This is a genomic window from Hydrogenophaga sp. R2, assembly GCF_049843595.1.
Taxonomy (GTDB): domain Bacteria; phylum Pseudomonadota; class Gammaproteobacteria; order Burkholderiales; family Burkholderiaceae_C; genus Hydrogenophaga.
In genome coordinates this window covers 151,860-165,166 of record NZ_JBBHZN010000005.1, presented here as the reverse complement: position 1 = coordinate 165,166, position 13,307 = coordinate 151,860, and the positions used below count along the sequence as shown (strand labels likewise).

Annotated in this window: 13 protein-coding genes and 1 pseudogene; 3 read left to right on the top strand and 11 right to left on the bottom strand. The window is 63.3% G+C overall.

From position 1 onward, the window contains the following. Positions 1–703: 703 nt before the first annotated feature. The 9 genes and pseudogenes from WD026_RS15935 to glmS all read right to left on the bottom strand — a co-directional run bounded on the left by WD026_RS15935 (position 704) and on the right by glmS (position 8,217). Entirely contained in the window at positions 704–1,003 is a 300-nt protein-coding gene (locus WD026_RS15935) for a hypothetical protein (protein WP_425724635.1), read from the bottom strand. A 116-nt stretch (positions 1,004–1,119) separates the two neighbouring features. Next, positions 1,120–1,419, bottom strand: coding sequence for a hypothetical protein (locus tag WD026_RS15930; protein ID WP_425724634.1), 300 nt, complete (start codon positions 1,417–1,419; stop codon positions 1,120–1,122). Positions 1,420–1,533: 114 nt separating this feature from the next. Then, entirely contained in the window at positions 1,534–1,776 is a 243-nt protein-coding gene (locus WD026_RS15925) for a hypothetical protein (RefSeq protein ID WP_425724633.1), read from the bottom strand. Positions 1,777–2,099: 323 nt separating this feature from the next. Next, a complete protein-coding gene (locus WD026_RS15920; RefSeq protein WP_425724632.1) occupies positions 2,100–2,366 on the bottom strand; it encodes a hypothetical protein in 267 nt (88 codons plus the stop codon). A gap of 718 nt (positions 2,367–3,084) precedes the next feature. Continuing rightward, positions 3,085–3,402, bottom strand: a complete 318-nt coding sequence (locus WD026_RS15915) for a hypothetical protein (protein WP_425724631.1) — start codon at positions 3,400–3,402, stop codon at positions 3,085–3,087. 805 nt (positions 3,403–4,207) lie between these two features. Continuing rightward, on the bottom strand, positions 4,208–5,059 hold the full coding sequence (locus WD026_RS15910; RefSeq protein WP_425724630.1) for a PIN domain-containing protein: 852 nt from the start codon (positions 5,057–5,059) through the stop codon (positions 4,208–4,210). A gap of 127 nt (positions 5,060–5,186) precedes the next feature. Next, the gene (locus tag WD026_RS15905; RefSeq protein ID WP_425724629.1) at positions 5,187–5,681 is read right to left on the bottom strand and encodes a hypothetical protein; all 495 of its coding nucleotides are present in this window, start codon (positions 5,679–5,681) and stop codon (positions 5,187–5,189) included. Positions 5,682–5,762: 81 nt separating this feature from the next. Next, positions 5,763–6,119, bottom strand: a pseudogene (locus tag WD026_RS15900) (integrase core domain-containing protein); the annotation flags it as partial. Between the two features lie 223 nt (positions 6,120–6,342). Further along, positions 6,343–8,217, bottom strand: a complete 1,875-nt coding sequence (gene glmS, locus WD026_RS15895; RefSeq protein ID WP_425724628.1) for a glutamine--fructose-6-phosphate transaminase (isomerizing) — start codon at positions 8,215–8,217, stop codon at positions 6,343–6,345. Positions 8,218–8,338: 121 nt separating this feature from the next. Between glmS and WD026_RS15890 the strand changes: the two genes are divergently transcribed. Next, positions 8,339–8,839 carry an Lrp/AsnC family transcriptional regulator gene (locus WD026_RS15890; protein ID WP_425724627.1) on the top strand — a complete coding sequence of 167 codons (501 nt, stop codon included), beginning with the start codon at positions 8,339–8,341 and terminating at the stop codon, positions 8,837–8,839. Positions 8,840–9,016: 177 nt separating this feature from the next. After that, positions 9,017–9,727, top strand: a complete 711-nt coding sequence (locus tag WD026_RS15885; RefSeq protein WP_425724626.1) for a DUF2726 domain-containing protein — start codon at positions 9,017–9,019, stop codon at positions 9,725–9,727. Here the strand turns inward: WD026_RS15885 and glmU are convergent, their stop codons facing one another. Continuing rightward, positions 9,728–11,122 (bottom strand): bifunctional UDP-N-acetylglucosamine diphosphorylase/glucosamine-1-phosphate N-acetyltransferase GlmU, encoded by a 1,395-nt coding sequence (glmU, locus tag WD026_RS15880; protein ID WP_425724625.1) that lies wholly within the window; start codon positions 11,120–11,122, stop codon positions 9,728–9,730. It abuts the gene before it with no gap. 64 nt (positions 11,123–11,186) lie between these two features. Here glmU and WD026_RS15875 point away from each other — a divergent pair, with 64 nt between their 5' ends. Continuing rightward, a complete protein-coding gene (locus tag WD026_RS15875) occupies positions 11,187–12,041 on the top strand; it encodes a DUF6279 family lipoprotein (protein WP_425724624.1) in 855 nt (284 codons plus the stop codon). 9 nt (positions 12,042–12,050) lie between these two features. On the opposite strand, the gene WD026_RS15870 is transcribed toward WD026_RS15875, so the two are convergent. Then, on the bottom strand, positions 12,051–13,298 hold the full coding sequence (locus WD026_RS15870) for an SLC13 family permease (protein ID WP_425724623.1): 1,248 nt from the start codon (positions 13,296–13,298) through the stop codon (positions 12,051–12,053). Positions 13,299–13,307: the final 9 nt, after the last annotated feature.

Here is a 13,307-nt window from a genome sequence, read left to right as displayed (position 1 = left end):
GTACAGTGCTGCTGGACTACTCGTCAACACAACGCCAACGCACCCATCCACTGCCATCCCTGAGGGCAGCTCGGGAGTGATGGGAATAGTCGTCAATAGAAGGCGGGCTGCCGGCTGTGCGCGCTCGACCAGAGCTCGAAATCTTAGGTCACCAAGCGGAGTAGAGACAAGTAGAGAGTTGGCCATGTTTCTCGCTTGCTTGCGAAGGACCGCTTCTGGCCGATGTGCATCATCGTAGCGGTGGTGGTGGTGGTGTGCCCGGAGCGGAAGTGGCGCGTGAGCGAAAGCAGACGCTCATGACGGCTTGGCGCCCGTTGCGAATGGTGCCTTTTGGTTCGAAGTCCTAAAGCTGGTTGAGCGCCATGTTTTCCTCGGTTTCCAAGGTCGCACGACCCGGAACGTCACCGACACCTACTTTGAGGAGAGCTTGGCAAATGGCAGAAATCGCCTCCTGCCGCGAAAGCCCCCGAGACTGCAACCTGAACATCGCTTTGGTCGTAGGGCCGTGTCCCCTCGCAATCCTAGTTTCGACGTTCGAGTGGAGCAACACGTGCAGCTTGCCTACACCTTCGTTGCGGGCCTGAGCGTAAAAATTCGCACGAGCCGAAGCTGCTGTTAAGAGGAAGTAGAAAGCCAGACTTGGGGGTCAGGCGCAGCAGATGAATCGTAGAACGTGCTCACTGGTCGTGTCCATTTCTAGTCGTCATTGGCCTTGCTGGTCACTCAACGCCGCTTTCCAGTTCAGCAGGTGTCTGGCTATCGCGCGGTCGTGGTCCGGCCTCGCCGACAGCCCCATGCGGTTGGTCGCGACGCCACCCAAGTACTCGGCAAGTTCGTCTTCGGCACTCCCGTTCTTGAGCATCCCAAAGACATGAGGGAGATAGCCGTGGTATTCGTCTCGTGCTTCAGGGACGCTCGCGACCCCGATGGGGTCCCACAGGTAGTGAAGTACTTCGTCCACTGCGCGATAGAGTGCGAGGTCGGGTTGGCTGAGTTGACTCATGTTCGGATGTCCGCTTTGCGCCGAATTGTGCTTCGCCTGCGGGATTCCGCACCTGGCCGGTGGCAGTCATGCTAGCTCAGACGGCATCGGGTCGGAGGCAGACCCTACGAGTGCGGTCAAGGATCAGCCCAGTCGAGGATCGCAAGCCAGAGTTCTGGATCCCAAACCATCCAAACACCGACAAGTCCACCAAGAACAAAGAGCGTTTTTGCCAGCACTCCAGTGATGTAGCCAGAGGGCTCGTGCCCTTGCCAGCCATACGGGATACGTCCTGACTTCCAGCCTATCAATGCGCTTGCAAAGATGACGAAGCCGAGTCCGCGCATACCCACGCTTTCACCGAGGAACAAGAACAAAGCGGCAATACCCCCAACAACCACAATGCCACGTAGATTGAATGGGCTGAGAGGAGGCACTTGCTGAGTCTGCTTTTGGCCGATGGCCGCAATGCTAGCTGAGGCAGCGCTGGGCCCGAAGCAGCCATCCAGACATCTCGGAAGCGGACGTCTCTAGATGGCAGTCCGTTGCTGCTAGGCCATGCTTGGAGGAAGGCGCCGCTTCGCTTCGGCGATCAGCTCTTCGACTAGTTCGAGTGGGACGTCGCAATCAAACGTGTTCAACGTCAATGAAGATTCGAAGTCTGAGAAGAAGATTTCGGCGACAACCGAGTCTTGTCCCGCCACCGTCCAATGCAGCTCCAATCCCATGCCGTCCCGCTGAATGTCACTGAACATCAGCGTTGTGTAGCGTGCTCCCTTGTGCTCGCGGTCCATAGCTTCCGTTTGTCTCGTGCAATCTCGGGAGTATGCGATAGAGGCGACCGTCCGCTTCTGGCCGGTCATGCTAGTTCGGCCCGAGATGGAGATTCGTACCGAGAGATGAATAACCCCTTAAAACTCAATTGGATTCCGAGATCAGACATGGTTGCCTAGTTTGCATATGTGCGATCGAGAAGCATCCCGCAAGCCGGGGGCGACTTTCGCGCCCAGATCGTTGCAGGGCTCTGCCACTGAAACTGCTGCGTTGTAGATGCTGTGGACGTAGTGCACCTTCTTGAATACACCCGACTTAGCAAGGTACTTTAGAAGATTGCCGACTAACTGCTGGCATAAGAGTCAAGATTATCCGGCAGATCACTTTCATCAATCAAACCTGCCGTTAGCTCTCGTATTGCGGCGATCGCTTCCGCCGGGATTCGGCGATCACCGTCTACGACTATCCAGGCTAGTGTTCGGAGTGCCTCTGCTGGCTCCCCATGATCAGCAAGATGCGTGACTTCTCTCTGCTCATCAATCGTCAGGGCAAGAGACAAATCAGCCAGCAGTCTCTGAACGCGAACAATATAAATTTCTGAAAGGCTCATGGATTCTTCCCGGCGCTTTTTGGAAACACAATCAGATCAAAAGTTGATTCATCTTCCTACTGCGCGATCGTGTGCCTCCTGTGGAGTCAGTCGATGAAGGCCGACGCCCATGTCCATACTTGCTTAACCAAGCGCCGTGTGCACGCACCTCTGGGAGGCGGCTGCTATGTTTGCTGACCCAAGAACAAGCCCACTCCAGACCCCTAAGGGGCCGAGTGCCCGACGAAATCGGCAACTACTCGCGCCATTGCAGGAACTACCTTCCCCGCTAGTGCTAGGCATAGAAATGTTCCGACTGCTATTGCGACTACGTCTAATATTGTACCTTGTTCCCAATCGGCAATGAATCGAGAAACAACGACTATTGAACAAAATGCAATCGCAGCAGCAATGAGCCGCAGCAGCAATCCAAGCAGCCTCCTTCGCTTGCCAATTGATGATGCATTTTTACTAAATACTTCCCTTAGAACCAACTGTAGTATGAAAGTCACGCCGATCAATACTCCGCCAGCCGTGCATATGAGCAGTCGATACAGTTCATAAAACCCAAAAGAATCCACAATTACTTTCCGATCTTCCTAATGCTACGGCCCGCTTCGCCATCCTTGCCTGCATTACAAGGTTGTTGGCGAGCTAAGTGGGCCCAGTTTCGGGAGTCTGCTGTTGGCCGATGCGCGCCATGCTAGCTGAGGCTGCGCAGGGCCCTGAGCAGACGCCACTACTTCACAAGAGCTTCGATGTCGGCGCGAGCGGTGAAGTCGGGGTTATCCGAGGTCTCATGGTTCTCAAACGCAATGTAGTAGTCCCAGAACGTGCGCGGTGCGGTTTCAAAGCCGACCGATGCCATCAACTGGTTAAGCAAACCGCTGGAAGCGCAAAAGCCAATCCGTCTATTTAGAAACTCGCAGCCGAGATGGATGGCCACAGCGTTCAATAGTTCAGCGCTTGGCATGTTCTGCTCGCACCAGGATTTAATGAATCCGCGACCATCTGACGCGGCCAGATAGGCCTCAACAAGCTCTTTGGGTTGATTCATGACATGTCCGCTTCTGGCCCTAGGCGAACGACTTCCACTCGGTGTCCTTCGCCAGCAGCGTAGTGAAGCGGGGTTCGGCCGTACTTGTCGACCCCGGGTCTGCTCCTACGCTTTGAAGAATTTCCCGCCATGCACTTTCCTGCTGTGGATACTTCGAGCAGAACTGCGCACAGGTTTCTGCGAGTGTCTGCTTCTGGCCGATGGCGGTCTCGCGGCAGCCTAGGAGGATCGCGCGATACTCGTTTTGCGGCCTGAGCCGCCCAGTGGGCCAGATGGAAGGTTGCGTCGGGCTTCGAACTCCTTCCCTGGGTGCTTGTTGCCGGCGACCCACCCACGTTTGTCGCGCCCAAGGCGAGCAGCGTCCTTCTCCGCACAACCTGCGTCGCTGGGAGCGCGCTTCTGCGCGAGCGGGCCGGTAAGCTTGTACTGCTTTGACATGCAAGGCTTCTGACGGCTGTCGAGATTTGGCGCTGTCGCAATATCGAGGCTAAAACGAGGAGTTGTGTGCCGGATAGAGGCTCCCTGCACGAAGTACGCTCTAGCCATTCAACCGGCATTGTGCGCTCAACCAGTGCGGCCAAGAACTGTTCCCGGCCATCAACAGGTGGTTGGCCCGCACCCAACAGCTCCGACTGAGGCGAGACTCTGGAGGACTGCTTTGCAGTGGCGAATCTGGGCATCTGGTCGGCTTGAATCAGCCAGAGGCGGTCGGTCTTCAAATGGGGATGCGGTCGTTCAACGTTCGAGCTGAGGGGCCGATTGCCATGCCGGCGGAGGTCCCGCTCCAGCGAAGGGTCAGGCATCTCTAGCTTCGACCAAACAATCGATTCCACGCCGCCTCCAGCTTTGTGCCTTGAAGCCCATTGCCGACGTTATCCAGTCCGCGAACCATTACATACAGGCCCGCGAGTACCTGTAGCCCATGGGCAACGCCAAGGGTGCTGTAGTCAAACTTCGGGAGGAATACGTAGATTGACATCATCACGCCCACAAGGAACTCGAAGACTCCGTAAGAAAGGCGGTATCTCTGGCGATACCAGAAGAGACCGACACCGAGCACAAGAAGGGCGGATACGGTTCCCCAGACAGAGATCGTGCTCAGGAGTAGCGCCGCGTTGGAATACGCAGCGGTCGCTCCAAGGGACACGCTGGCACCAAGCAGAGCACTCAACACCATGTAGCGCTTCTGTTGGCTGCTAATGGAGCGCGCCGACGAGAGCAATACTGGATCCGATGACTGAGTCTCTTGCTCTTTGAGGAATTCGCTGGGAGTGATGGAGCGAATGGATCGGGACTGTAAGAACGTACTGAGCGCTCGATCCAGCGTCACAACGCAAACAGGCATTCCGCGTTCGGCAAAGCCTATGGCTGTACGCGCGACGTCAAAGTCTGCACCCGAAAGACGCTGGGCGTGGCGGTCGGACGCGATCAGCTCATTCTGAAGATGCGGGGGAGCTTCGACAATCTGCGCTCCCGCGTTGAGCGCGTCATTGATCAGGGTTCCGACCACACTACGAATGTGTTCTCGCCCTCTTGCAGTCAGTTCACCTAATACAGCTTTTGGAATGAGTAACTTCAGGCGCCGGGCCGAGGCAAGAATCTCGGGCGACTGAACGACAGCGTTCGTATCGAGGACGTAGTGCAGAGGTGGTGTCAATTGAGATGCCTATCGTTTGAGCTGAGGCGCGAGCGCCGGTTTGGCGCTTGGCCCGTTGAACGGATGATGGACTTATCCCAGAAGCGAGCCAAATTCCATGCCGGTACGTATCAGCTCGAGCGAAGGGTTAGCCAACTTCGGCCTCGACTGCGGCAATGAGCGAATCAATCTTGGCCTTAGCTGCTGCAGTTCGGAAACCGGCCCGCTTTGCCCTCTCGAGTCGAGCGACGTGAGACTGGCCGCGATACTCGTTCAGCAACTTCAAGTCATTCTTCTTTGCAACAAGCGTCTGGACTTCCTGGTTCAGCCAACGCTCCATTTCGTTGATTCGATCAATACTGACTCTACGGGCTGCTTCGTCTGCGTGATAGTCATCGAAATGCTCGAAGACGTACGTGTAGTCGCGGGACTCGTGATCAGGGATCTTGTTTCTGACCTGGCTATGGATCTCGTTGTAGGAGAAGTGATTGCCGCAGCGCGAGATGAGCGGATTACAGCCCTCTCGGTTGTCGCCTGTCTTCCCGACGTAGAGATACGTGTCTGCGGCTGACTTGGCCACCACAACGTACACCGCAAACTTTCGTTTCAGGCTCTCGCGGTGTAGGCGGAAGACGTGCGGCATAAGTTGGCTAACGTTTGAGCCCAGGGGCCGGAACCGGGATGGCGCTATGAACCGCCCCGGGAATCGTGGAGGCTGGCTGGTTTAAGTTGAGGCCCCCTGCGCGGCCTCGCTGGCGCGTTGCCGCCAGTAGTTTGCCTCAGCCTCTGCTGGAGGGATGCCCCCAATCGGCGTGAGCAGTCGGGTGTGATTGAACCAGTGCACCCATTGCAGGGTGGCCAGTTCTACGGCTTCCCTGGGCTTCCAGGAGTGCCGGCGGTGAATCAGTTCAGCCTTGTACAGGCCGTTGATACTCTCGGCCAGCGCGTTGTCGTAGCTGTCGCCACGGCTGCCCACTGAGGGCTGGGTGCGGGCTTCGGTCAGCCGCTCAGCGTAGCAAATGGAGAGGTATTGCGAGCCCCTGTAGCTGTTATGGACCAATCCATCGGCATTGGGTCGTCGAAGGTCCGGACCCGCTGCAGTACAGGCTTTCAAGTGCCGTCGCGACTTATAAATCACCTACAGCCGATCCACTGTGAGGGATCTGGAGGCTTCTCGCCAACTCCGGAACACATGTAACCAATCAGTTGCATCTAATTACAAATTCAGGCCTCGTTTCCGACAGAGCTATTTTTTTCCGACAGACCTCATTTTTCAGGTTCACCTGAAACTGCCCGGCCCCCGCTCACTCCACCGTCACGCTCTTCGCCAGGTTCCTCGGCTTGTCCACGTCCGTGCCCTTGGCCAGGGCCGTGTGGTAGGCCAGCAGCTGCAGCGGCACCACGTGCAGCAGCGGGCTCAAGGCGCCGTAGTGCTCGGGCATGCGGATGACATGGATGCCCTCGCTGCTGGCGATCCGCGTGTCGGCGTCGGCCAGCACGTACAGCACGCCACCGCGCGCGCGCACCTCCTGCATGTTGCTCTTGAGCTTTTCCAGCAGGGCGTCGTTGGGGGCCACGGTGACCACGGGCATGGCGGCGGTCACCAGGGCCAGCGGGCCGTGCTTGAGCTCGCCGGCCGGGTAGGCCTCGGCGTGGATGTAGCTGATCTCCTTGAGCTTCAGCGCCCCTTCCAGGGCGATGGGGTAGTGCAGCCCCCGGCCCAGGAACAGCGCGTTGTCCATGCGGGCAAAGTCCTCGGCCCAGCTGATGACCTGCGGCTCCAGCGCCAGCACCGCCTGCAGGGCCACCGGCAGGTGGCGCATGGCTTTGAGGTGCTCGGCCTCCTGCGCGGGGGTCAGGTGGCCGCGCACCTGGGCCAGCGCCAGCGTGAGCAGGAACAACCCGGCGAGCTGGGTGGTGAAGGCCTTGGTGGAGGCCACGCCGATCTCCACACCGGCGCGCGTCACGTAGGCCATGGCGCACTCCCGCACCATGGCCGAGGTGGCCACGTTGCAGATGGTCAGGGTGTGCCGCATGCCCAGGCTCTGGGCATGGCGCAGGGCGGCCAGGGTGTCCGCCGTCTCGCCGCTCTGGCTGATGGTGACCACCAGGGTGCGCGGGTCGGGCACGCTGGTGCGGTAGCGGTATTCGCTGGCCACCTCCACCTGGGTGGGGATGCGGGCGATTTCTTCCAGCCAGTACTTGGCGGCGCAGCCGCTGTAGTAGCTGGTGCCGCAGGCCAGGATGAGCACGCGGTCGACGCCCTGGAAGGTGCGGTGGGCCTGGTCGCCGAACAGGTCGGCGGTGATGCCCTCCACGCCTTCGAGCGTGTCGGCAATCGCACGCGGCTGCTCGAAGATCTCTTTCTGCATGTAGTGGCGGTAGGGCCCCAGCTCGGCCGCGCCGCTGTGGGCGTTCACGGTGCGCACCGGGCGCTGCGAGGCGTCCAGCGAGCGGCCCTGGGCGTCCAGCACCCAGTAGCGGCCCAGCTGCAGGTCGACCCGGTCGCCCTCTTCGAGGTAGACGATCTGGTCGGTCACGCCGGCCAGGGCCATGGCGTCGCTGGCCAGGAAATGCTCATGGCCACCCTGTCCGGCTTCCTGGCCCACGCCCAGCACCAGCGGTGAACCGGCGCGGGCACCCACCACGCGGTGCGGCTCGTCCTTGTGGAACACGGCCAGCGCGTAGGCACCGTGCAGCTGGGCCACGGCAGCCTGCAAAGCGGCGAACACGTCGCCCTCGTAGAGCGAATCGATCAGGTGGGCAATGACCTCGGTGTCGGTCTGGCTTTCGAACTGGTAGCCCTTGGCCTGCAGCGCGGCGCGCAACTCGTCATGGTTCTCGATGATGCCGTTGTGCACCAGGGCCACGCGGCCGGCCACGCCGCTGGTGGAGTTCTGCCCCGGGCCGTGGCTGAAGTGCGGGTGGGCGTTGTGCACCGCCGGTGCACCGTGGGTGGCCCAGCGGGTGTGGGCGATGCCGGTGCCGCTGCCGATCTGTTCGGTCTGCACCTGCTGCACCAGCTCGGCCACACGGGCCGTGCTGCGGGCCCGCTTGAGGCCGCCGGCATGCACCGCCACACCGCAGGAGTCATACCCCCGGTACTCCAGCCGCTGCAGACCCTGCACCAGCACCGGCACGATGTCGCGCCCCGAAACCCCCGCCACGATGCCGCACATGAAACGCTCCTGTTGAATGCGAATGGCGGGATGCTACGCACGACACCAAGAAATAAATGTTCGAAATTTCATATTCATTGATTCAAAATTCCACCAATCCGAGTGAGTGAAGTTTTTGTTCATGAATCAGCCTGAAACGGAATATCCATCCATCGACGACGCCGATCGGCGCCTGCTGGAGCTGCTGCAGGACGATGCCGGCCGCAGCAACCAGGACCTGGCCGCCGCCGCCCACCTGTCGGCGCCCACCAGCCTGCGGCGGGTGCGCCGGCTGCACCAGCTGGGCCTGATCGAGCGGGTGGTGGCCATCCTGCGGCCGGAGCGGCTGGCCGCCCTGCTGGGCCACGGCCTGACCGCCATCGTGGAGATCACCCTGGAGCGCCAGGGCGCCGAGCTGCTGGACGCCTTCGAGGCCCGCGTGGCCCCCGATCCGGCGGTGCAGCAGTGCTACCGGGTCAGCCCCGGGCCGGACTTCGTTCTGGTGGTGCACTGTGCCGACATGCAGGCCTACCTGGCCCTGGCCCAGCGGCTGTTCACCAGCGACGCCAACGTGCGCAACGTCAAGGCGTTCTTCAGCACGCGCCGCTCCAAGTTCGACCCCCGCCTGCCGCTCAGCCGCTGATCGCCGGTTGCATACCGTTGACTCACCCTACCCCCCAGGGTTTGATACAAACCGCACAGCGGTTGCGTTTTGTTAGTTCGTTTGGCTTGCAGGCACGACACAACCTGTAACAGTTTTCCTAGAATCGCCGCTCAACGACAAAAGCCCGCGCCAGGGCTTCAGGAGGCCTTGATGGACATGATGTGGACCGGAATCGGCATCGCGGCGGTGCTGCTGGTTCTGTGCGGCTGGCTCTATGTGCGGTACTTCCGCCAGGGCGACCAGGGCCGGGACGACCGCTACAGCCCCGAGCGCGTGCTCTCGGTGGAACAGGTGGCCATGCTGGACTACCTGCAGGACACCTTCCCTGGCCATGTGGTGCTGCCGCAGGTGCCGCTCAAGCACATGCTGTCGGTGCGCCGGGCCGGCAACAAGGAGCGCGCCCTGGAGCGGCTGGACGGCCAGAGCGCGGACTTCGTGGTGTGCGGCGTCGACGGCAAGCCCAGTTTTGCGTTCGACGTGGAGCAGTACCACCTGAGCAATGCCGAGGCCCGGGCCGAGCGGGTGCGCGAGAAGAACCGCATCCTGCGCACGGCGGGCGTGCGCTTCGTGCTGCTCAAGAACGGCATCCACCGCATGCCTTCGCCGGCCGACTTCCGTGCCCAGCTCAACCTGGCCGAGCTGCCCAAGCCCAAGCAGCCGGTCAAGACCGAGAACGAGCGCGACAGCGTGATGCGTGAACTGGAAAGCCAGCTCTCCGGCTTTGACCACCAGTACGGCAACACCGGCTTCCGCGAATCCGAAATCATGGGCCTGTCCAACCTCATGGGGCTGGACGACGATCTGGCGCCGCGCCGCCCGCGCTCGCGCAGCAGCGCCGCCCCGGGCCAGGGCGGCCAGCCGCGCTGATCAGCGCTTCTGCTTGACCGGGCGCTGCCAGCCGGCAATCGTCACCGGCTTGCCGCGCGCCACCGACAGGGCACCCGCCGGCGTGTCCTTGGTGATGGTGGAGCCCGCGCCCACCGTGCCGCCCGCGCCGATGGTGACCGGCGCCACCAGCACGCAGTTGCTGCCCACATGCACATCGGCCTCGATGACGGTGCGGTGCTTGTTGGCGCCGTCGTAGTTGGCGGTGATGCTGCCTGCACCGTAGTTGACCCGCTCGCCCACGGTGGCATCCCCCAGGTAGGCCAGGTGGTTGGCCTTGGCCCCGGCGGCCAGGGTGCTGTTCTTCACTTCCACGAAGTTGCCGATGTGCACCTCGGACCCGAGCCGGGCGCCCGGGCGCAGCCGCGCAAACGGGCCCACCAGCGCGCCCGAACCCACGTGCACGCCGGCCTTCTCGCCGTCGATGTGGGTGAACGGATGGATCACCGCGCCGGCGTCGATGACGGCGTTCGCGATCACGCAGTTCGCACCGATGCGCACGCCGTCGCCCAGCACCACGCGGCCTTCGAACACACAGTTGACGTCGATCTCCACGTCCTGGCCACACACCAGCTCGCCGCGCACATCCAGCCGGGCCGGGTCGGCCAGGCGCACACCCTGCACCATGAGGGACTGGGCATGGCGCTGCTGGTACGCCCGCTCCAGCTCGGCCAGCTGCTGCGGGCTGTTGACGCCGGCCACCTGCACCGCGTCCGTGATGCGGTGCGCCACCACGCTCAGGCCGTCGGCCACGGCGAACTTCACCACGTCGGTCAGGTAGTACTCGGCCTGGGCATTGCGGTTGTCCAGCCGGGCCAGCCAGCCGCGCAGCAGCCGCGTGGGCACGGCCATGATGCCGCTGTAGATCTCGCCGATGGCGCGCTGGGCCTCGGTGGCGTCCTTGTGCTCGACGATGGCCTGCACCTCGTCCGAGGCGGTGCGCACGATGCGGCCATAGCCGGTGGGGTCGGGCAGATCGAGCGTGAGCAGGGCCAGGCGCTGACCGTCGCAGGCCTGCAGCAGGGCCTGCAGGGTGTCGGCCTGGGTCAGCGGCACATCGCCCGAGAGCACCAGGGTCACGCCGTCGTCCGGCAGCACGGGCGCGGCCTGCTGCACCGCGTGGCCGGTGCCCAGCTGCGGCTCCTGGCGCACAAAGCGCAAGGGCGTGCCGGCGGGTGCGCTCAGTCCGGCCTCGACCTCGTCGGCCCCGTGGCCGGTGATGACCACCACGCTGCGGGCCGATAACCGCGCGGCGCAGTCGATCACATGCTGGGCCAGCGCACGGCCGGCCAGACGGTGCAACACTTTGGGACGCCTGCTCTTCATGCGCGTGCCCTTGCCCGCCGCCATCACCACCACATCCAACGCTGCGCTCATGTCTGTCCTTCATGCTGCCGAACACGCGGCCCACGCTCGGGCCGGCGGCGGAATGCGCCGGATTATGGCCCGCCACCTGGGGCGCCTGGCGCTGCTGGGCGCCGCTCTGGTGCTGGCAGGCTGCACCGCCCTGCGGGTGGTCTACCACCAGGCGCCCAGCCTGAGCTACTGGTGGGTGGACGGCTATGTGGACCTGGACAGCCGCCAGACCGCCCAGGTGCGCGCCGACCTGGATGCCTTCTTTGCCTGGCACCGCAGCGAAGAGCTGCCCCGCCTGGCCGAGCTGCTGCGCGACTGGCAGCGGCTGGCACCCGACGATGTCAGCGCCGAGCAGGTCTGCACGCAGTTCGCACGGGTGCGCGACAGCCTGGAACGCGGCGCCGCTCAGGCCGTGGCGCCCTTGACCCGCCTGGCCCTCACGCTCTCGCCTGCCCAGCTGGAGCACCTGGCCCGCCAGCAAGCCAAGAGCAACCGGGAGTTCGAGGACGACTTCATCAAGCCCTCCCCGGACAAGGTGCTGGACCGCCGCACCGAACGCGCACAGGACCGCATCGAGACCTTCTATGGCCGCCTCAGCGATGCCCAGCGCCAGCTGCTGCGCCAGCAACTGGCGGCCTCGCCCTTCGACGCGCCCCGCACCCAGCAGGAGCGGCTGGCCCGCCAGGCCGACCTGCAGCAGACCCTCCGGCAGGCCCAGGCCGACCCGAGCACGGCACGCCAGCGCATCCAGGCGCACATGAACCGGTTCACCGACTCGCCCACTCCGGGCTACAACGCCTATCTGCAGGCCTCCATCCAGCACGGCTGCCGGCAGATCGCCCTGCTGCACAACAGCACCACGCCGGCACAGCGGCAGCGGGCGGTGACCACGCTCAAGCAGTACGAAGCCGACCTGCGGACGCTGGCCAACCCGGGCTGAGGCGCCGCGTCAGCGCAGCGCGATCCAGACCAGACCGAGCGACAGCAACGTCACCGGCACACCGATTCGGGCGTGTTCGCGCCAGCCGATGTGCACACCCTGCTGACGCGCCAGATCGGCCACGATCAGGTTGGCGATCGAGCCCACCAGCAGCAGGTTGCCGGCGAAGGTGGTGACCAGCGCCAGCTGCACGCCGGCGGTGGAGGCATGGTCCTGCAGGTGCGGCAGCAGCAGCATCACCGCCGGCACGTTGGACACCAGGTTGGACAGCAGCACGCCGGCCACCATGAGCGTGCCGGGCTCGTGCAGCACCACGCCGCGCGCGGCCATCCACTGCACGGCTTCTGCCGCCAGGCCGGTGGTCTCGAAGGCATGGTTGACCACGAACAGGCCCATGAACAGCACCAGCAGCGACCAGTCCACCAGGCCAATCACCTCGGACGACGCCAGCTTGCGGCTGAGCAGCAGCAGGGCCGCCCCCACCAGCGCCAGCACCGCATGCGGCGCGTCGGTGAACAGGAACAGCACCATCAGCACGCCCACCACGGTCAGTCCCTTGGTGGTCTGCCAGGCATCGAAGGGCGGGTCTTCTTCGACGGCCACCGAAGGCGGCGGCAGCGGGTCGTGGCGCGAGGTCGCCGGCCCCCAGGCCAGCCACACCCACAGCACCAGCAGGCCACCGGCCACCGGTGCCAGGGCACGGGCGGCGTAATCGGCGAAGTGCAGCGACAGCACCGAGCCGATCAGCATGTTCTGCGGGTTGCCGATGAGCGTGGCGGCCGAGCCGATGTTGGCCGCACAGGCCAGACCCACCAGAAACGGCACCGGCGGCAGACCCCGCTGCAGGCACAGCCGCAGCACCACCGGCGTCATGGCCAGGCAGATGACATCGTTGGAGAACACCGCCGACAGCACGCCGGCCACCAGAATGAGGGCGGCCAGCAGGGCCGGGCGCGACAGCGGCATGGCGCCCACCTTGAGGGTGACGGCCGCATAGAAGCCGCCCAGGCGCATCTGCGCCGAGATCACCATGAAGGCGAACAGCAGCAGCAGGGTGGTCACGTCCAGGGCCGAGGCGGCCTCGTTCACCGTCATGCCGGTGATGGCCATCATGGCGATCGCACCCAGCAGGGCCACGCCGGTGCGGTCCAGCCGGAGCCGGGGCAGGCCCCCCAGGAACATGCCCAGGTACACCACGCCGAAGACGGTGACGACGGCCCAGTCGGTGAAGGCGTGGTGGAGTGGCGGGGTGCTCATGGACCCCGC